The organism is Pontivivens nitratireducens (genome assembly GCF_014235845.1).
GTDB classification, from domain to species: domain Bacteria; phylum Pseudomonadota; class Alphaproteobacteria; order Rhodobacterales; family Rhodobacteraceae; genus Pontivivens; species Pontivivens nitratireducens.
In genome coordinates this window covers 1-17695 of sequence record NZ_JACJUQ010000012.1, presented here as the reverse complement: position 1 = coordinate 17695, position 17695 = coordinate 1, and the positions used below count along the sequence as shown (strand labels likewise).

Below are 17695 nucleotides of genomic sequence, written 5' to 3'. Positions count from 1 at the left end.
CTTGCACGAATGCGAAATCGTTCTCGTCCGTCATGGGCAGGCGTCGTTCGGAACCGACGATTACGACCGGCTCAGCCCGCTGGGACATGAGCAGGCGCGCTGGCTGGGCAGCTATATGCACACCCATGCCATGCGCGTCGATCGCGTCTCGCGTGGGTCGCTGCGGCGACATCGTGAAACGGCGGAGGGCATCGCACAAACATTCGCCGTGCCCCCCGCGGCCGAGGATCCGCGCCTGAACGAACTGCATTTCGACAGCCTTGCCGCGCAATACAGGCAAGCCACCGGCAGCGGGCCGGCAGAGTCGCGCGGCGAATTCATCGAGATGTTTCCACGCCTGTTCGAGCACTGGGCGAGTGGAAAAATCTCAAATGCCGGTGAGAGTTACGAGGCGTTCTGCACCCGCACCCAGGCCGTAGTCGATGCCGCCGTGGCCCAGGGGGGCAGCACGCTGCTGGTGACCTCAGGTGGCGTGATCGGCGTGACCCTGGCGCGGGTGCTCGGCCTCGATCCGCGCACGACAGCGGACCTGCTGATAAACATCCACAATGCCAGCGTGCACCGGTTGATCGTCGAGGACGGGCGTTTGCGCCTGTCCCTGTTCAACGCCAGCCCGCATCTAGACCCGGAGGATCGCCGTCATGCCCGCACCTATATCTGACAGTCAGACCATCTCGGACATTGCCCCCTATCTGCAGGCCCACGTTCCCGGTTTTCGCGGCCCGGTCACGGATGTGCAAAAAACCGCGCAGGGTCAGTCGAATCCGACATATATCGTCACGGCCGCCAGCGGAAAATACGTGATCCGGCGCAAGCCGGACGGCGAGTTGCTGAAATCCGCGCATGCGGTTGACCGGGAATATCGCGTTTTGTCCGCACTGCGTGATACCGATGTTCCCGTGCCGGATGCCCTGCATCTGTGCGAGGATGAAAGCGTATTGGGAACAATGTTCTATGTCATGTCCTTCGTTCAGGGGCAGAACTGGGTCGATCCGCGGCTGCTGGGTGAGAGTCGTGACATGCGCGTCGCGGTCTATGACAGCATGAACGCCACGCTGGCGGCGCTGCATTCCGTCGATCCGGCGGAAGTGGGTCTGGGCGATTACGGTCCGCCGGGCAATTATTTCGAGCGGCAGGTCGGGCGCTGGTCCAAGCAGTATCGCGCTTGTGAGACTGAGACGATCGCACCGATGGAGGAGCTGATCGCGTGGCTCGACGCGCAAACCCCGCCCGAGGGTCCGGCCCGCCTGGCCCATGGCGACTGGCGCATCGACAACCTGTTGTTCGACGCATCCGGTCAGTGCAACGCGGTGCTGGATTGGGAGCTGTCCACGCTGGGACATCCCTTGGCCGATCTCGGCACACAGATCATGCAATGGCAATTGCCACCGGGGACCGAGGGGCGCGGCCTGATGGGCGTGGACCGGGCGGAGTTGGGCATACCCGAGGACGATGCCTACGCTGAACTGTACGCGAAGCGCGTCGGGTTGAGCGAAGTGCCCGATCTGGACTACCCCGTCGCCTTCGCCTTTTTCCGTATGGCGGCAATCATCCAGGGCGTGAAGAAGCGCGCGTTGGATGGCAACGCTTCGAACCCGGAATCCGGTTTGAAAATGGGCGCTTACGTTCCGATGTTTGCCCAGGCAGCCCTGATGAGGATCAAATGATAGACAACCTTCGCATTCCTGCGGTGGCGGCACCGCTGTTCATCATCTCGAACCCCGCGCTGGTAATTGCCCAGTGCAAGGCCGGCATCGTGGGCAGCTTTCCTGCCCTGAACGCCCGCCCGCAAAGCCAACTGGATGAGTGGTTGGCCGAAATCACCGAAGCGCTGGCCGCGCATGATCGCGATCATCCCGACCAACCAGCGGCACCCTATGCGGTGAACCAGATCGTGCATCGCTCGAACGACCGGTTGGAGCAGGATCTGGAGACCTGCGCAAAATATGCACCGCCGATCACCATCACCTCGCTGGGTGCGCGGGCCGAATTGAACGATGCGGTTCATGCGTGGGGCGGCATCACGCTGCACGATGTCATCAACAACCGCTTCGCGCGCAAGGCGGTGGAAAAGGGCGCGGACGGTCTGATCGCGGTCGCGTGGGGGGCGGGGGGTCATGCCGGTCGCCTCAACCCATTTGCGCTGGTGCGTGAGATTCGCGCCTGGTTTGATGGCCCACTGCTGTTGTCCGGGTCCATTGCCAGCGGTGACGGGATCCTGGCCGCGCAAGCGATGGGGGCCGATTATGCCTATATCGGCTCACCCTTTATTGCGACGGATGAGGCCCGCGCCGCCGACGCCTATAAACAGGGGATCGTGGACGGGTCCGCCGACGATATCGTCTATTCCAACCTGTTCACCGGGGTGCACGGCAACTACCTGCGCGCCAGCATCGAGGCGGTGGGCATGGACCCGGACAATCTGCCAGACGGCGACGTAAGCACCATGAGCTTCGGTTCCGAACGTGAAAAGCCCAAGGCCTGGAAGGAGATCTGGGGGGCCGGTCAGGGGATCGGCGCCGTCGATGCGGTGCGTCCGGCGAGTGAGCTGGTGGCAAAACTGGCCGAGGAATACGCGGCGGCGCGGGCGCGGCTGGCGCTGTGACATCGTACGGAACCGCCGCGACCGGGTGGTCTGTGCGGAATACACAGGATTCCGGCAGATCGTCAGGCGACGGCAGGGGCTTTCCTGCATGTGTCGATACAATGGGCCGTGCGAGGGGTCTTTTCTTTTGCAGCGCAGCGTGGAATAGAGCCTGAGGAAACGCCACCCGCCTATCGCGCAGGAGTTTTCGATGGACATCCGCCCCGCATATACTTTCGACGACGTTCTTCTGGTGCCCGCCGCATCCGAGGTTCAGCCCTCCGACGCCGAGACTCAGACATTCGTCACGCAACGCATCGCGATGAACATACCGCTGTTGTCCAGCGCCATGGACACCGTGACCGAGCGCAAGATGGCCATCGCCATGGCACAGGTCGGCGGCATCGGGGTCTTGCACCGAAATCTGGACGTTGACGAACAGGCCCGGCAGGTTCGTGCGGTCAAGCGGTTCGAGAGCGGCATCGTCTACAACCCCAAGACCCTGACGCCGGACATGACCCTGCGTGAGGCGCGCGCGCTTCAGGAACGCTATCGTATCACAGGCTTCCCGGTGAAAAACCCGGACGGCACGCTGGCGGGCATCCTGACCAATCGCGATATGCACTTTTGCGATGACGAGACCACGCCGGTGCGCGAGTTGATGACGCGCGACAACCTGGCCGTCCTGCGTGAACCTGCGGATCGTGAGCAGGCCAAGTCGCTGATGCGGGATCGGCGGATCGAAAAGGTTCTGATCGTCAATGAGCGGAATGAGTTGACCGGTCTGCTGACCATCAAGGATATCGAGCAGGCGGTGCTGAACCCTCAGGCCTGCAAGGATGAGTTGGGACGTTTGCGCGTCGCTGCGGCCTCGACCGTTGGCGATACCGGATTCGAGCGCTCGGGAGCGTTGATCGACGCGGGCTGTGACCTGATCGTCATCGACACGGCGCACGGACATTCCGCCGCCGTGCTGGAGGCAGTTCAGCGGGTCAAGCGACTGAACGCCGATGTACAGGTCGTGGCGGGCAACGTCGTTACGGCAGAGGCCACCAAAGCCCTGATCGACTCGGGCGCGGACGCGGTCAAGGTCGGCATCGGGCCGGGCTCGATCTGCACCACCCGCATCGTCGCGGGTGTCGGCGTGCCGCAGCTGACCGCAATTTCCGACTGCACCAAGGCCGCGGGCAAGGTTCCGATCATCGCGGATGGCGGCATCAAGTTCTCCGGCGATTTCGCCAAGGCGATCGCGGCGGGGGCATCCTGCGCCATGGTCGGCTCAATGCTGGCCGGTACGGATGAGGCGCCGGGCGAGGTGATCCTCTATCAGGGGCGGTCGTTCAAGGCCTATCGCGGCATGGGCTCCGTCGGCGCAATGGCGCGCGGATCGGCCGACCGGTATTTTCAGAAAGAGGTCAGTTCGGACAAGCTGGTGCCCGAGGGGATCGAAGGGCAGGTGCCCTACAAGGGTGCGGCAGGAACTGTGCTGCATCAATTGGTGGGCGGATTGCGGGCCGCAATGGGCTATACCGGCAATCGCACGGTTGAGCAGATGCGCTCCAACTGTCAGTTCGTGCAGATCACCAATGCCGGACTGGGCGAAAGCCATGTGCATGACGTCCAGATCACCCGCGAAAGCCCGAATTACCGCTTGAACGGTTGATCAGTTGCGGATCACCCGGCACGATCCGCCACTGGCGGTCAGCCGGTCGCACAATGTGATTGCGGAGGGCCGATCCGGGCGGGTCACCTGTGCGACATAGCGCCGACCGGGCAGGCCGGGTGCCTGGCGTCGGGTGACCGTCATCGTTTCGGAGGCCAGCACGCTGTAGCGTCGTTGCAGCGACCCCGCGATCCGTCGGGCCGCCGCGTCGGTGCGGGGGGCCGCGACCATCACGCCCCAGGCCTGCATGGCCGGGCTGTCGTCGAATTCCGGCACGTCCAGCGCCTCGCACGCGGCAAAGAAGTCGCGCGCTGGATCCAGGGTGAGGTCGATTTGGTCGGGCGGATCGGCGCGCCAGCTTTCAGCGTCCAAGCCGGTGATGGCGGAAACATAGGCGCGCGTTTCGTAGGGCAGGAAGGGATTGCCGTCCAGAAACTCCGCCGCACGCCGTTCCCCCGCATTATATGCCACCGCCGCCAGCCCGAGCGAGCCGAACCGGTCCCGCAATTCCGCCAGATACCAGGCGGAGGTCTGCAACGCTTCGGCCGGATTGTAGGGATCGGCCAGATCGCGCAGGGCTGCGGTGCCGTCGATGAACTGGGCGATGCCACGCGCGCCAGCCGGGCTGAGGGCATTGGGGTCAAAGCGGCTTTCCCTCCAGATCAGCCGGGTGAAAAAGTCACGGTTCAGTCCAGCTTGCCGCGCGGCCTCGCTCATCGCGAAGCAGGTGTCGGAAAGGTATCGGTCCGGCGCGATGCAGATCGACAGATCGGGCGAACATTCGCGCACACCGGGCTTGCGTGTCTGCACCTCGGCGGACACGGCACCAGCCAGCATGACGAGCGGGATGAGGATCAGGGCAAAGCGGAACATGGAACGCACTTAGAACGGATCACCCCCACGCCAAGCCATCTTGCCGCAAGGGCGTCCTTGCCATCATATACGCGCGGCAGCATTGTGCGCCCCCGATGTGACACAGGAACGACCCATGACCCCAGCAATGACCCTCGCCCTCCTCGCCGTGTTCGGACAGGTCGCCCTGACCTTCTGGGCCATTCTGAGCATGGGGCGCAAACGGTTGAACTCGTTAAAGTCACGAGAGACGGATTTCAGCGATATTGCGCTGAATCCGATGAATTTCGCGTCGGATGTACGGGCCTGGCAAAACAATGCGCACAATCAGTTCGAAACGCCGATCCTCCTTTATAGCGGTGTCGCGCTGGCGGCGGCGCTGGGGGCGGTGAACTGGGGTGTGGGCATCGGGGCGGCGCTGTATTTCGTATCGCGGCTCGCCCACCGAATGATCCATGTCGGCAGCAACCACCTGCCCACCCGGTTCAAGATATTTGCCGCCGGACTGGGTGCACTGGCGCTGATGTGGCTGTCGCTCGGCGTGGCGCTGGTGGTCGGCTGACATGGTTCCCGCCGCGCGATATGCCGCAGCGATGCAGGTCGTGGACCGGATACGGACAGGCACCCGTGCGTCGGTTGCGCTGCGCGACTGGGGGCGGGCGAACCGGTTCGCAGGCTCCGGCGACCGGCGCGCGATCGGGGATATCGTGCACGATGTCCTGCGACATTGGTGGTCCAGCGCGGCGGTCGGTGGCGGCGATAGCGGGCGCTTGCGGGTTCTTGGCCTTCTTCGGCTGACCGGCGTCGATCCCGCGTCGATCTTTACCGGTACAGGTCACGCGCCGGATGAACTAAGCGCGGAGGAAACGGTGCAGTTTCAGGGGGAACTCCCCACGGACCTGCCATCCCTGGTCGAGGGCGACCTGCGCCAACGGTTCGGTGGTGATTTTCCGGATCTCGTGCAGGCCATGCGGGGGCGTGCACCGCTGGATCTGCGGGTAAATCTGCTGCGTAGCTCTGTGGCAGAGGCTGAGGCGGCGCTGGCGGCGGACGGAATCACGGTGGAACAGGTCCCGCTTTGCAAGACGGCCCTGCGTGCCCCCGCAGGCGATCGGCGGCTGGCGCGGTCGCGGGCCTATCTTGATGGGTTGGTGGAATTGCAGGATGCCTCCAGTCAGGCAGCAGTCGCCTTTGCGGAGCCGCGTCCCGGCGAACGGATTCTGGATTATTGCACCGGCGCGGGGGGCAAGGCGCTGTCCCTCGCCGCGCTGTCGAACGGACCGGTGGAGGTGCACGATATCGCGCCGGAGCGGATGCGCGATCTGCCCGAGCGGGCCCGCCGGGCGGGGGCCGCGCTGACCCCGCTGGGGACCTCTGCGTTGCAAGGGCGGCACTGGGATCTGGTCTTCGCGGATGCGCCCTGTTCCGGCAGCGGATCGTGGCGGCGCGATCCGGAGGGGCGGATCCGGCTGACCGCCGAGATGCTGGCGGCGCTGCGCACGGCGCAGGCGCAGGTTCTGGATGTCTGCGCCCCCCTCGTCGCACCGGGCGGACGGCTGGTCTATGCGACCTGTTCCATGTTGTCCGCGGAAAATGAGGATGCCGTGGCTGACTTCGTGAGCCGCACCGGGAACTGGCGGCTGTGCCGCACGCTCTCGCTCAGCCCGCTGGATGGCGGGGACGGTTTTTTCGCGGCATGGCTTGAGCGGACGTGATCCGTTTGCAATGTTAACGCCTCGTTAACCCCCAACTCTTAAACCGATCTCGGGTTCGGACGGAGGATGGAGAAGCCTGTGACCGATCGCCCGCACGAACAGACCCTGCGTATGAGGATCCCCGATCTGGCGGCCTCGGCCATCGGTGCCCTGAGTGCATTCACCGTGGCGCTGCTAATCTTGGAGTTCAGTTCCGGGCAGACCGCGCGCATCGCGCTGGCGGTGGGGCTTTGCCTATGTGTCGCGGCGCTGGTGATCGTGGTTCCGCTTTATTTCAGGCCCAGCCGTAACGCGCTGATCGCTGATGACGATGGCAATCTGCATGGCGGTGGCAGCCTGACGGTTGCTCAAATGCTGTTCGCGCACGAACCCGATCCCGACGCGCAGTTCTACCGAATGATGCAATCGGTGCTGAACACGGGCGAGGTTGCGCGCCCGGTCCGGCAGCAGGATGGATCGCATCGTATCGTTCACGCTCAAAGGTCGGGCCGCAACGTTATCTGGCAGGTATTGCCGCCCGTCGAACAGGTCGAGAGCCATTCCACCGCCATCACGATGGAGGACGCCCCCTTCGGTCATCTGCTGCTCTACGCCGGGGATGGCAAGGTAATTGCTATGAACGGCTGGATGCGAAATCGCTGCGGGGACATCACCAATATCGACGACGTGCTGCTGGACCTTCCTCTTTCCCACGGCAAGATCCACAGGCTCCGCGTCAATCCGACGGTGCTGCTGCGGGCCTTTCTGGTCGTGGAGGGGGAGATGCAGTCGCTCTACCTGGTGCCGCTGGGCAAGGATGAGACGGCCGCCTCGAATCCGGATCAGTTCCTGATGCAGTTGCCGATCTCTCTGGCGCGGCTGGATACGGACGGCACGGTCATCATCGCCAACCGTGCCGCAACATCCCTGGTCGGTGATGCACTGACACCGGGGGCAAACGTCTCGAACTTGATGGAGGGATTGGCGCAGCCCATGTCCGCGCGCATTCGCGATGTTGCCGAACGTGGACGCTACGCCCGGCCCGAGGTCGCCCGCCTGCACGACGGCGATGTGGAGAGGTTCCTGCAAGTATCGCTGTCGCCCATGGTGATCGAGGGGCAATCCTCGATCCTGATGGTGATGAGCGACGCGACTGAGCTGAAAAAGCTGGAAGCGCAATTCGTGCAAAGCCAGAAGATGCAGGCGGTCGGGCAGTTGGCGGGGGGCGTCGCGCATGATTTCAATAATCTGCTGACAGCCCTGTCCGGCCATTGCGATCTGCTTCTGCTGCGCAACGGTCCGGGCGATCGCGACTATCTGGACCTGATGCAGATCCAGCAGAACGCGAACCGGGCCGCAGCTCTGGTCAGCCAGTTGCTCGCCTTCTCCCGCAAGCAGACCTTGCAGCCGAAAATCATCAATCTGGGCGATGTGCTGGGCGATCTGTCGCATCTGCTCAACCGACTGATCGGCGAAAAGGTCAACCTGCGAATGGACTTCGCCGAGGACCTGCCCGAAATCCGGGCGGACCTGCGTCAAGTGGAGCAGGTGGTGATGAACCTGGTTGTGAACGCCCGCGATGCGATGAAGGATGGCGGTACCGTCTATGTCCGCGCACGGGTGGAAACGCTGGCAGAGGAACTGCACCGCAACCGGGCGATCGTGCCGCCCGGTGAATGGGTCGTCGTCGATGTAACCGACACCGGCACTGGCATACCCGAGCGTGAGATAGACAAGATCTTCGATCCGTTCTTCACCACCAAGCGTGTGGGGGAGGGTACCGGGCTGGGCCTGTCCACCGCCTATGGCATTGTCAAACAGACCGGGGGGTTCCTGTTCGTCGATTCTGTCATGGGTGAGGGGACGACCTTCTCGATCCTCATTCCGCGCCATATCCACGGCACCGGCGTAGCCTCCCTGCCGCCCGTATCCGAGTCTGCGGGGGAGCCAGAAGTCGATCTGCTGGGCAGTGGCACAGTCCTGCTGGTCGAGGATGAAGCACCTGTCCGCGCCTTTGCCGTGCGGGCGTTGCAATTGCGGGGCTACACCGTGATCGAGGCCGCATCGGGTGAGGAGGCGCTGGAGGTCCTGAGCGAACGGCCCAAGGTGGACGTTTTCATTTCCGATGTCATCATGCCGGGACTGGACGGTCCCTCATGGGTCCGTCAGGCGCAGAAGGACTACCCCGATGTGGAGGTGATCTTCGTATCGGGCTATGCCGAGGATATCTTTACCGAGCAGCATGTCAGGCCCGCCCACAGTGCGTTTCTGGCAAAGCCGTTCTCGCTCAACGACCTGTCGCTTCAGGTCAAACGGTCGATGGATGCGTCGCGTGAACGGCAGAGCGCACCCTCGTAAAGCGTGTATTCCACCGCCATCCTGTCGATCGTTTCGCGGCGGAGCGCGGGCGACAGCGCCAGTTCCATCGCAGGTGAAACGTTGAAGGTTTCAAACGCGAGGGGCCGCCCGAACCGCTGTGAGAGAAATTCCGCCAGCGCGTCGAATGCGTCGTAGCGGAACAGATGGTCGATCCCCGGTGAGGAATGCGGTGGCTCCAGAAACTCGGCCGGTCGTCCGACGCGGGCATAGCTTGGTGGATCGTCCTGCAACCAGGCCTCCACAAAGGCGTCGAAGCTGAGATCCGAGGTTGAATTGCGCTGCCCCTGCAACTGCGGGCGTGCGCGATAGCGATACCAACTGCCGAGCCATTGCAGCGGCTCCCGGATCACTGCCAGCGTGGCGACATCGCCCGGGGGCAGGATCGGTCGGATCTGGCGCTCGAATCTGCGCAATCGCATGTGCTTGAGGTTTGGATGCCCCGACATCACGATATCACACTCAGGTGCGAGCGCAGTTTCGATCGCGGTCGAGCCTGTCTTGGGCATGGCGAGATACGCAATGCCCGCCTTCATTGATACCAGCATGTAACCCCCCGTTTTTGCTGATGCCTTCACATCTTTACCTTTTATTTACCCTGATGCCATCAATCTGTCTGCAATACCACTCCCCCTTGTTCGGGTTATGTTCTGGTGCTACATGATGAACAAGAGGTGAACATCACCCACGCCGCCGCTTCGATTGCCGGGCCGGGGCAAACGTGACATGAAAGAGGGATCGAGCATGGCTGATGCTGTTCTGAAACTGGACGAAAGACGCGAAATGGATAAGCAGAAGGCGCTGGAATCAGCGCTCGCGCAGATTGAGCGGAGCTTTGGCAAAGGCTCTATCATGAAGCTGGGCGCGCGTGAGGCCGTGATGGATATCGAGGCGATTCCGACAGGGTCGCTCGGTCTGGACATCGCACTGGGGATCGGCGGCCTGCCCAAGGGGCGGATCATCGAAATCTATGGCCCGGAATCCTCGGGCAAGACGACGCTGGCGCTGCATGTGCTGGCCGAACAGCAAAAGCGCGGCGGCGTCTGTGCCTTTGTCGATGCGGAACACGCGCTCGACCCGTCCTATGCGCGCAAGCTGGGCGTCGATGTTGATGAGTTGCTGATTTCACAGCCTGATGCCGGTGAACAGGCGCTGGAAATCACCGATACGCTGGTGCGCTCGGGCGCGGTTTCGGTCGTCGTGGTCGATTCGGTTGCGGCATTGACGCCAAGATCCGAGCTTGAGGGCGACATGGGCGACAGTTCCGTCGGCGTGCATGCCCGCTTGATGAGCCAGGCGATGCGCAAGCTGACCGGCTCCATTTCCCGCTCCAAATGCATGGTGATCTTCATCAACCAGATCCGCATGAAGATCGGCGTCATGTTCGGATCGCCCGAAACGACGACGGGTGGCAACGCGTTGAAATTCTACTCCTCCGTCCGCCTCGACATTCGCCGGATCGGCGCGATCAAGGACCGGGATGAGGTCGTGGGCAATCAGACCCGCGTGAAGATCGTCAAGAACAAGGTCGCGCCGCCGTTCAAGCAGGTGGAATTCGATATCATGTATGGCGAAGGCATCTCCAAGAACGGTGAATTGCTCGATCTGGGCGTCAAGGCCGGGGTGGTGGACAAGTCCGGCTCATGGTTCAGCTATGGTGATGAGCGGATCGGGCAGGGTCGTGAGAACGCGAAGAACTACCTGCGCGAAAACCGGTCCGTAGCCCTGTCTATCGAAGACAAGATTCGCGCGGCGCACGGTCTCGAATTCGACATGCCCCCCGGCGGGGATGACGGTGACGTGGTCGACGACTGATCCGGTTTGAAACGATCTGAAGGTCGCCCCATGCCGGGCGACCGGCGATGGGTGGCCTCGATATTCGCGGAGCATCGGTGGACACCGCCCGGAGGCGCGGATATTGCTGTCAGGCACCGCAATATCCGCGAGAGAGACCGCTCCAAATGGCCAGCCTGAACGATATCCGCTCCACCTTCATCGACTATTTCGCCGGGCAGGGCCATCAGGCGGTGGACAGCTCGCCGCTGGTTCCGCGCAATGACCCGACATTGCTGTTCACCAATGCCGGTATGGTCCAGTTCAAGAACGTCTTTACCGGCGTCGAGAAGCGTGATTACTCCCGCGCCGTGACCTCGCAGAAATGCGTCCGCGCCGGAGGCAAGCACAACGATCTGGACAATGTCGGCTACACCGCCCGACACCACACGTTTTTCGAAATGTTGGGCAACTTCTCATTCGGCGATTATTTCAAGGAACAGGCCATCGCCTTCGCATGGGAGCTGGTGACAAAAGAATTCGCGCTCGACGCCTCACGCCTGCTGGTCACGGTCCACAAGTCCGATGAGGAAGCTGCGGTCCTGTGGCGCAAGGTTGCAGGCCTGTCGGACGATCGCATCATCCGCATCGACAATGACGACAACTGGTGGCGCATGGGCGACACCGGCCCGAATGGCCCGTGCACGGAGATTTTCTACGATCACGGCGATCATATCTGGGGTGGCCCTCCCGGCAGTGCCGAGGAAGACGGCGACCGATTCATCGAAATCTGGAACCTCGTCTTCATGCAATTCGAGGCGATGGCCGACGGGACTACGAAGCCGTTGCCAAAGCCTTCGGTCGATACCGGGATGGGGCTGGAGCGGATTGGCGCCCTGTTGCAGGGCAAGCATGACAATTACGACACCGACCTGATGCGCGACCTGATCGAAGCCTCGGCGAATGCATCCAATGTCGATGCCGACGGGCCGCAAAACATTCACCACCGGGTGATCGCCGATCACCTGCGCTCAACCTCGTTTCTGATCGCCGACGGGGTCATGCCCTCGAACGAGGGGCGTGGCTATGTGTTGCGCCGGATCATGCGTCGCGCGATGCGTCATGCGCATTTGCTGGGCACCGAGGATCCGCTGATGCACAGGCTGGTGCCCGCGCTGGTGCGCCAGATGGGCGGGCATTTCCCCGAGCTTGGCCGCGCTCAGGCGCTGATAACCGAGACGTTGCAGACCGAGGAAACCCGGTTCCGCTCAACCTTGGAGCGCGGATTGCGGCTGCTCGACGATGAGCTGGATCGGTTGCAGGACGGCGCGACTCTGCCCGGTGAGACGGCGTTCAAGCTCTACGACACCTATGGTTTCCCGCTCGATCTGACGCAGGACGCTCTGCGTGAAAAGGGTCGCGCCGTGGACATCGCCGGGTTCGACAGCGCCATGGCGGAGCAAAAGGCCAAGGCCCGTGCCGCGTGGTCCGGCTCCGGTGAGGCAGCGGACGAATCTGTCTGGTTCGATCTGGCCGACAAGCACGGATCAACCGAGTTTCTGGGCTATGACACCGAAACGGCGGAGGGCAAGGTTCTGGCCATCGTTCGTGACGGCACCCCGGTCGAGAGCGCAAACCAGGGCGAGGCGGTGCAGATCGTCGTCAACCAGACGCCATTCTACGCGGAAAGCGGCGGTCAGGTCGGCGATGCGGGCACCTTGCGGAGCGAGAGCGGCACGGTCGAGATCACCGACACGAAAAAGAAAAACGGCGTTTTCGTCCATATCGGCACAGTGACCGAGGGGAAAATTGCGCCGGGCGACGCGGCGGAACTGGTGGTGGATCACGATCGCCGCACGAATATCCGCGCGAACCATTCCGCCACGCATCTGTTGCATGAGGCGCTGCGCAACCATCTGGGCGATCACGTCTCCCAGCGAGGATCCTTGAACGCTGCGGATCGGCTCCGCTTCGATTTCAGCCATGGCAGGGCGATGGACACTGCCGAAATCGCCGAGGTTGAGCGTGAGGTGAACGACTTCGTTCGCCAGAACACGCCGGTGACGACCCGCATTATGTCCCCCGACGACGCCCGCGATCTGGGCGCACAGGCCCTGTTCGGTGAGAAATATGGCGATGAAGTGCGCGTCGTCTCCATGGGCCAGGCCGATACGGGCAAGGGCACGGACAAGACGACCTATTCCATTGAGCTGTGCGGCGGCACGCATGTGCGCCAGACCGGCGATATCGGTCTGTTCGTCTTGCTGGGCGAAAGCGCGTCTTCCTCCGGCGTGCGGCGGATCGAGGCTTTGACGGGTGAGGCGGCGCGGGCTTACCTCGCCGATCAGGACCGGACCGTCGCGGAGATCGCCGGGCGGATGAAGGCACCGCGCGGTGAGGTGGTCGAACGGGTGCAGGCGCTGCTGGACGAACGGCGCGACTTGCAGCGCGAGATCGCGGATTTGCGCAAACAGGTCGCCATGGGCGGCGGTGGCGCAGGTGCCTCCGACGTGCAGGAAATCGACGGGATCAAGTTTCTGGGTCAGGCGCTCACCGGCGTCTCGGCCAAGGATCTGCGCGGGCTGATTGATGAGCAAAAGGCGAAACTGGGATCGGGCGTGGTTCTGCTGATCGCGGACACGGGTGGCAAGGCTGCCGTCGCCGCTGGCGTCACAGCGGATTTGACCGACCGGATCAGCGCCGTGAATATCGTCAAGGCGGCGGCGGCAGTGCTCGGCGGTAAGGGCGGTGGCGGGCGCCCCGACATGGCGCAGGCCGGTGGCACGGACCCGTCAAAGGCGGACGAGGCTATATCCGCCGCGGCGAAGGTGCTGGGCGCATGAGTGCCTATGTCCTGGCACGGATCGAGGTGACAGATGCAGAGGCCTATGCCAACTATGCCTCCCAAACCGTTGCTATAGCTGAAAAATTCGGCGGTGAGTTTTTGGTGAAGGCCGGTGCCATGACGCAGATGGAGGGTACAGGCCCCGAGCGGCATGTCGTTATCCGCTTCCCGGATCGTGCCGCCGCGGAACGGTTCTATGCGTCCGAGGAATATGCCGAAATACTGCCCATCGCCATGGCGGCCTCAAAGCGCGATCTGGTGATTGTGGAGGGTGTCTGAGGGGAGGCTGCCGTTTTTGTCAGGCGAAGATTAATCCGCGCCACGGCGCGAAATCGCCTGCTACAGGGGCAGTTCGGTCGTTTCCTTCAGCTCCTCCATCACGAAACTGGCCGAGCAGTCGGCCATCTCGACCCTGCGGATCAGCTTTTGATAGAACGTATCGTAGGCGGCGACATCCGCGACACGAACGCGGACCAGGTAGTCCAGATCTCCTGTCATGCGGTAAGCCCCCAGGATTTCGGGAATGTCCCGCGTTGCCTTCGCAAACTGGTCGAGCCAGTCCGGCCCGTGCCGATCGGTTCGGATCATCAGGAACACGGTGAGACCGAGACCGACCTGATCGGGGTCGATCAGCACCACGCGCTTTTTGATGAATCCGGCTTGCTCCAACGCGCGAACCCGACGCCAGCAGGCATTTCGGCTCAGGCCCACCTGCGCCCCCAGATCGTCATGTGAAACGCTCGCATCACGTTGCAGAAGTCGTAGGATGCGGCGGTCTATGGGATCAAGTTGCATATTCATATCTTACGTCGAAACATTGTCCCATGCGAGGCGGAACTTCGGCCTTCCTTTGGGATCGCGTTCGCCCGCGTCACGATAGGATGAACGGTATCAGGACAGATAGACAGGAGGTCCACATGATCACTCGCGTATTCCTCGACCATCCGCGCAAGGTGGATGAATCCTATTTCGAGCATTTTGCCTTCGCAATGAGCTTTGCGGGCGCGTTGTTGCTGGCAGGCTGCGCGGCGCTGGTCCATGCGCTGATCCCTGCCTTGTTCGAGAATACGGCCGGAAACATCGTTTTGAAATTGCATGGAAAGATCGTCAATCGCGGGCGCTGAACGGCTCAGCGCCAGGTGGCATATTGCGCCCGGCGTGCGCGCAGTTGCAGGATGCGAAACCGCGCGGCGCTAACCGACCCGTTCAAGGATCGGGCGATGACATCGGAGCCGGATGCGGTTCCGTCCAAATTTGATCGTTGCCTTTGGTAGTCGTTGATGTCGCGTTGCAATTCCGCAATCTCATCGCTGATATGTCGATACGTGCGGCCCCGGAAATTGGCGCGGTCGAGTTGTGAAGACATCGCGGCTGGACAGACATTTGCGACGGGCCGGTTCTGACGGCCCAGATCATATGCGCGTTGGGGCGTGCAGTATTGCACCAAGCCGCGTTCGCGGCCAGCCAAGTACTGGTCCAGGTCGGGTGCGATGCCGTATTCGGCGCAGGCCTCCCTATGCTGCGCAATGAACTCGGGCAATCGCCCCTGCGCACCGTCCTCATAGCCGACGAGGCCCCATTCGCCGGCACGGCATTCCGCCTCGCTCAGCGTCGCGCAGGAGCCTAGGGTGAGGAGAAGGGCGAGGGAGATCAGAATACGCATGCGGCCATCATCACACTTTGCGGCAAAAAGAAAAGGCCCGCAGGTGCGGGCCTTTTATCGCAATCATGTGGGTGCGGCTATGCCGTCAATGCGGCGTTCAAATTCTGGTCCACCTTTTCTAGGAAGCCCATCGTGGTCAGCCATTTCTGATCCGGTCCGACCAGCAGCGCCAGATCCTTGGTCATGAAGCCGCTTTCGACCGTATCGACGACGACTTTCTCCAGCGTTTCTGCGAAATTGGCCAGTTCTGCATTGTCGTCCAGCTTGGCCCGATGCTTCAGCCCGCCCGTCCAGGCGTAGATTGAGGCGATGGAATTGGTTGAGGTTTCCTTGCCGGCCTGATGCTGCCGATAATGCCGCGTGACAGTGCCGTGCGCGGCCTCCGCCTCGACGATCCGGCCATCCGGGGTCATAAGCTGCGAGGTCATCAAGCCCAGCGAGCCAAAGCCCTGGGCAACGGTATCGGACTGCACGTCGCCATCGTAGTTCTTGCACGCCCAGACATAGCCGCCGGACCATTTCATCGCACAGGCCACCATGTCGTCGATCAGGCGATGTTCGTAGGTGATGCCGGCTTCCTTGAACTTGTCTGCGAATTCGGTCTCGTAGACCTCCTGAAAGAGATCCTTGAACTGACCGTCATAGGCCTTGAGAATCGTGTTCTTGGTGGACAGGTAGACCGGCCAGCCACGGTTCAGGCCATAATTCATCGAGGCGCGGGCGAAATCGCGGATCGAATCGTCAAGGTTGTACATCGCCATCGTGACGCCCGACGATGGCGCGTCGAACACCTCGCGTTCGATCTCCTCACCGTCCTCACCCACGAACTTGATGGTCAGCTTGCCCTTGCCTGGAAAGCGGAAATCGGTGGCGCGGTATTGATCGCCATAAGCATGACGGCCCACGACGATGGGCTGGGTCCAGCCGGGGACCAGCCGCGGCACGTTTTCGCAGATGATCGGCTCACGAAAGATCACGCCGCCCAGGATGTTGCGGATCGTGCCGTTGGGTGAGCGGTACATCCGCTTCAACCCGAATTCCTTCACGCGGTCCTCATCCGGTGTGATGGTGGCGCATTTCACGCCGACCCCGTGTGTCTTGATCGCTTCTGCCGCGTCCACGGTGATCTGATCGTCCGTGCGGTCGCGCTCCTCGATCCCCAGATCGTAATATTTCAGGTCGATGTCCAGATAGGGCAGGATCAGCTTGTCCTTGATGAACTGCCAGATGATCCGGGTCATCTCATCACCGTCCAGTTCGACGACCGGGTTTGCGACTTTGATCTTCATGGGGGTCTCCGCATCAGGGTTACGCTTGCCGCAGACATAGCGCAGAGGGGCCTGGATGGAAAGGGTCGGTATGCCAAGGTATGCAATTGGTGATTTGCGTCGGAGCACGTCTCGGGCTACACCCGCGCCCGACACCTCGGAAGGAGTTTCGATGAACAGTCCTGCGATCATCCTCGTGCGCCCGCAAATGGGCGAGAATATTGGCGCGGCGGCGCGGGCGATGCTCAATTTCGGGCTGGACCACATGCGCATCGTCGATCCGCGCGACGGATGGCCGAATGAACGTGCGGTGGCGCTGGCCTCGGGGGCGGGGCGTGTGCTCGACACTGCGATGGTGCGCGATACGCTGGGACAGGTTTGCGCCGATCTCAATTACGTGTTCGCCACCACTGCCCGCAGCCGTGACCTGACCAAACCCGTGATGACGCCGGAACGTGCGATGCAGCACGCCCGCGCGCTGTCCGCGCAGGGGCTGAAGGTCGGCGTGATGTTCGGGCCGGAACGCGCCGGGTTGGAGAATGAGGACGTCATTCGCGCCGATGCATTGATTACCGTACCCGTGAACCCGGACTTCGCGTCGCTCAATCTGGCGCAATGCGTATTGCTGACGGCTTATGAATGGCGGCGTCAGGATGCGGAGATTCCACCGGAAGTGCTGGAGCTCGCCGGCGCCAGACTGGCCGAAGGCGGGGAGGTTGAGCACCTGCTGGACCGGCTGGTCAAGGCTCTGGATGCCCGCCGCTTCTTCTGGCCGGAACACAAGGCCGCCTCGATGCAGGCGAGCCTGCGCAACATGTTCCACCGCCTGCCGTTGACCGAAACCGATACGCGAACCCTGCACGGCGTGGTCCGGCATCTGGCGGAGAGGACGCCGAAGGACTAGGGCCTGTCCCCATAATCAGGCTTCCCCATTCGTTCGTCGCGTGATTCAGTATCTCCGACAGAGGAGGTTGTGA

General features: G+C 62.4%; 17 protein-coding genes. 12 read left to right on the top strand and 5 right to left on the bottom strand.

What is annotated here, in order from left to right; all coding sequences use genetic code 11:
* Position 1 precedes the first annotated feature (1 nt).
* The 4 genes from H1S03_RS13110 (at position 2) to guaB (ending at position 4247) form a co-directional block, all read left to right on the top strand.
* Positions 2-661 carry a histidine phosphatase family protein gene (locus tag H1S03_RS13110; RefSeq protein WP_185804863.1) on the top strand — a complete coding sequence of 220 codons (660 nt, stop codon included), beginning with the start codon at positions 2-4 and terminating at the stop codon, positions 659-661.
* Positions 642-1667, top strand: a complete 1026-nt coding sequence (locus tag H1S03_RS13105; RefSeq protein WP_185804862.1) for a phosphotransferase family protein — start codon at positions 642-644, stop codon at positions 1665-1667. The genes H1S03_RS13110 and H1S03_RS13105 overlap by 20 nt, the downstream gene beginning before the upstream one ends.
* Positions 1664-2605, top strand: coding sequence for an NAD(P)H-dependent flavin oxidoreductase (locus tag H1S03_RS13100; RefSeq protein ID WP_185804861.1), 942 nt, complete (start codon positions 1664-1666; stop codon positions 2603-2605). Before H1S03_RS13105 ends, H1S03_RS13100 begins: the two co-directional genes overlap by 4 nt.
* A 190-nt stretch (positions 2606-2795) precedes the next feature.
* Positions 2796-4247, top strand: coding sequence for an IMP dehydrogenase (gene guaB / locus H1S03_RS13095; RefSeq protein ID WP_185804860.1), 1452 nt, complete (start codon positions 2796-2798; stop codon positions 4245-4247).
* Here the strand turns inward: guaB and H1S03_RS13090 are convergent, their stop codons facing one another.
* On the bottom strand, positions 4248-5120 hold the full coding sequence (locus tag H1S03_RS13090) for a lytic transglycosylase domain-containing protein (RefSeq protein ID WP_185804859.1): 873 nt from the start codon (positions 5118-5120) through the stop codon (positions 4248-4250). It lies immediately after the preceding gene.
* A 115-nt stretch (positions 5121-5235) separates the two neighbouring features.
* On the opposite strand from H1S03_RS13090, the gene H1S03_RS13085 reads away from it, so the two are divergent.
* From H1S03_RS13085 to H1S03_RS13075, 3 genes are all read left to right on the top strand, one after another.
* Positions 5236-5661: an MAPEG family protein gene (locus H1S03_RS13085; RefSeq protein ID WP_185804858.1), complete on the top strand. Its 426-nt coding sequence runs from the start codon at positions 5236-5238 to the stop codon at positions 5659-5661.
* 1 nt (position 5662) lies between these two features.
* Positions 5663-6814, top strand: coding sequence for an RsmB/NOP family class I SAM-dependent RNA methyltransferase (locus H1S03_RS13080; RefSeq protein WP_185804857.1), 1152 nt, complete (start codon positions 5663-5665; stop codon positions 6812-6814).
* A 78-nt stretch (positions 6815-6892) separates the two neighbouring features.
* Positions 6893-9151, top strand: coding sequence for an ATP-binding protein (locus H1S03_RS13075; RefSeq protein WP_185804856.1), 2259 nt, complete (start codon positions 6893-6895; stop codon positions 9149-9151).
* Here H1S03_RS13075 and H1S03_RS13070 read toward each other — a convergent pair.
* Positions 9097-9717 (bottom strand): gamma-glutamyl kinase, encoded by a 621-nt coding sequence (locus tag H1S03_RS13070; protein WP_185804855.1) that lies wholly within the window; start codon positions 9715-9717, stop codon positions 9097-9099. The two genes, H1S03_RS13075 and H1S03_RS13070, sit on opposite strands and share 55 nt — an antisense overlap.
* Positions 9718-9913: 196 nt before the next feature.
* Here H1S03_RS13070 and recA point away from each other — a divergent pair, with 196 nt between their 5' ends.
* From recA to H1S03_RS13055, 3 genes are all read left to right on the top strand, one after another.
* Positions 9914-10984 (top strand): recombinase RecA, encoded by a 1071-nt coding sequence (gene recA / locus H1S03_RS13065; protein WP_166191213.1) that lies wholly within the window; start codon positions 9914-9916, stop codon positions 10982-10984.
* A 146-nt stretch (positions 10985-11130) separates the two neighbouring features.
* Positions 11131-13785, top strand: a complete 2655-nt coding sequence (alaS, locus tag H1S03_RS13060) for an alanine--tRNA ligase (protein ID WP_185804854.1) — start codon at positions 11131-11133, stop codon at positions 13783-13785.
* Complete coding sequence (locus H1S03_RS13055; RefSeq protein WP_185804853.1) at positions 13782-14066, top strand: DUF1330 domain-containing protein; 285 nt, start codon at positions 13782-13784, stop codon at positions 14064-14066. The genes alaS and H1S03_RS13055 overlap by 4 nt, the downstream gene beginning before the upstream one ends.
* Before the next feature lie 60 nt (positions 14067-14126).
* On the opposite strand, the gene H1S03_RS13050 is transcribed toward H1S03_RS13055, so the two are convergent.
* Complete coding sequence (locus H1S03_RS13050; RefSeq protein WP_185804852.1) at positions 14127-14588, bottom strand: Lrp/AsnC family transcriptional regulator; 462 nt, start codon at positions 14586-14588, stop codon at positions 14127-14129.
* Between the two features lie 116 nt (positions 14589-14704).
* Between H1S03_RS13050 and H1S03_RS13045 the strand changes: the two genes are divergently transcribed.
* Positions 14705-14911 (top strand): DUF6356 family protein, encoded by a 207-nt coding sequence (locus H1S03_RS13045; protein ID WP_185804851.1) that lies wholly within the window; start codon positions 14705-14707, stop codon positions 14909-14911.
* A 5-nt stretch (positions 14912-14916) separates the two neighbouring features.
* Here the strand turns inward: H1S03_RS13045 and H1S03_RS13040 are convergent, their stop codons facing one another.
* Both H1S03_RS13040 and H1S03_RS13035 read right to left on the bottom strand, forming a co-directional pair.
* Positions 14917-15450, bottom strand: a complete 534-nt coding sequence (locus H1S03_RS13040; RefSeq protein WP_185804850.1) for a DUF2799 domain-containing protein — start codon at positions 15448-15450, stop codon at positions 14917-14919.
* A gap of 77 nt (positions 15451-15527) precedes the next feature.
* On the bottom strand, positions 15528-16739 hold the full coding sequence (locus H1S03_RS13035) for an NADP-dependent isocitrate dehydrogenase (RefSeq protein WP_185804849.1): 1212 nt from the start codon (positions 16737-16739) through the stop codon (positions 15528-15530).
* A gap of 151 nt (positions 16740-16890) precedes the next feature.
* Here H1S03_RS13035 and H1S03_RS13030 point away from each other — a divergent pair, with 151 nt between their 5' ends.
* The gene (locus tag H1S03_RS13030) at positions 16891-17622 is read left to right on the top strand and encodes an RNA methyltransferase (protein ID WP_185804848.1); all 732 of its coding nucleotides are present in this window, start codon (positions 16891-16893) and stop codon (positions 17620-17622) included.
* The last annotated feature ends 73 nt before the right edge of the window (positions 17623-17695 follow it).

Coding starts and splice junctions, on each gene's coding strand:
- H1S03_RS13045 (WP_185804851.1), top strand. CDS start 14,705: ATGATCACTCGCGTATTCCTCGACCATCCGCGCAAGGTGGATGAATCC.
- H1S03_RS13105 (WP_185804862.1), top strand. CDS start 642: ATGCCCGCACCTATATCTGACAGTCAGACCATCTCGGACATTGCCCCC.
- H1S03_RS13070 (WP_185804855.1), bottom strand. CDS start 9,717: ATGCTGGTATCAATGAAGGCGGGCATTGCGTATCTCGCCATGCCCAAG.
- H1S03_RS13090 (WP_185804859.1), bottom strand. CDS start 5,120: ATGTTCCGCTTTGCCCTGATCCTCATCCCGCTCGTCATGCTGGCTGGT.
- H1S03_RS13085 (WP_185804858.1), top strand. CDS start 5,236: ATGACCCCAGCAATGACCCTCGCCCTCCTCGCCGTGTTCGGACAGGTC.
- H1S03_RS13040 (WP_185804850.1), bottom strand. CDS start 15,450: ATGCGTATTCTGATCTCCCTCGCCCTTCTCCTCACCCTAGGCTCCTGC.
- H1S03_RS13050 (WP_185804852.1), bottom strand. CDS start 14,588: ATGAATATGCAACTTGATCCCATAGACCGCCGCATCCTACGACTTCTG.
- H1S03_RS13080 (WP_185804857.1), top strand. CDS start 5,663: ATGGTTCCCGCCGCGCGATATGCCGCAGCGATGCAGGTCGTGGACCGG.
- guaB (WP_185804860.1), top strand. CDS start 2,796: ATGGACATCCGCCCCGCATATACTTTCGACGACGTTCTTCTGGTGCCC.
- recA (WP_166191213.1), top strand. CDS start 9,914: ATGGCTGATGCTGTTCTGAAACTGGACGAAAGACGCGAAATGGATAAG.
- H1S03_RS13055 (WP_185804853.1), top strand. CDS start 13,782: ATGAGTGCCTATGTCCTGGCACGGATCGAGGTGACAGATGCAGAGGCC.
- H1S03_RS13035 (WP_185804849.1), bottom strand. CDS start 16,739: ATGAAGATCAAAGTCGCAAACCCGGTCGTCGAACTGGACGGTGATGAG.
- alaS (WP_185804854.1), top strand. CDS start 11,131: ATGGCCAGCCTGAACGATATCCGCTCCACCTTCATCGACTATTTCGCC.
- H1S03_RS13030 (WP_185804848.1), top strand. CDS start 16,891: ATGAACAGTCCTGCGATCATCCTCGTGCGCCCGCAAATGGGCGAGAAT.
- H1S03_RS13100 (WP_185804861.1), top strand. CDS start 1,664: ATGATAGACAACCTTCGCATTCCTGCGGTGGCGGCACCGCTGTTCATC.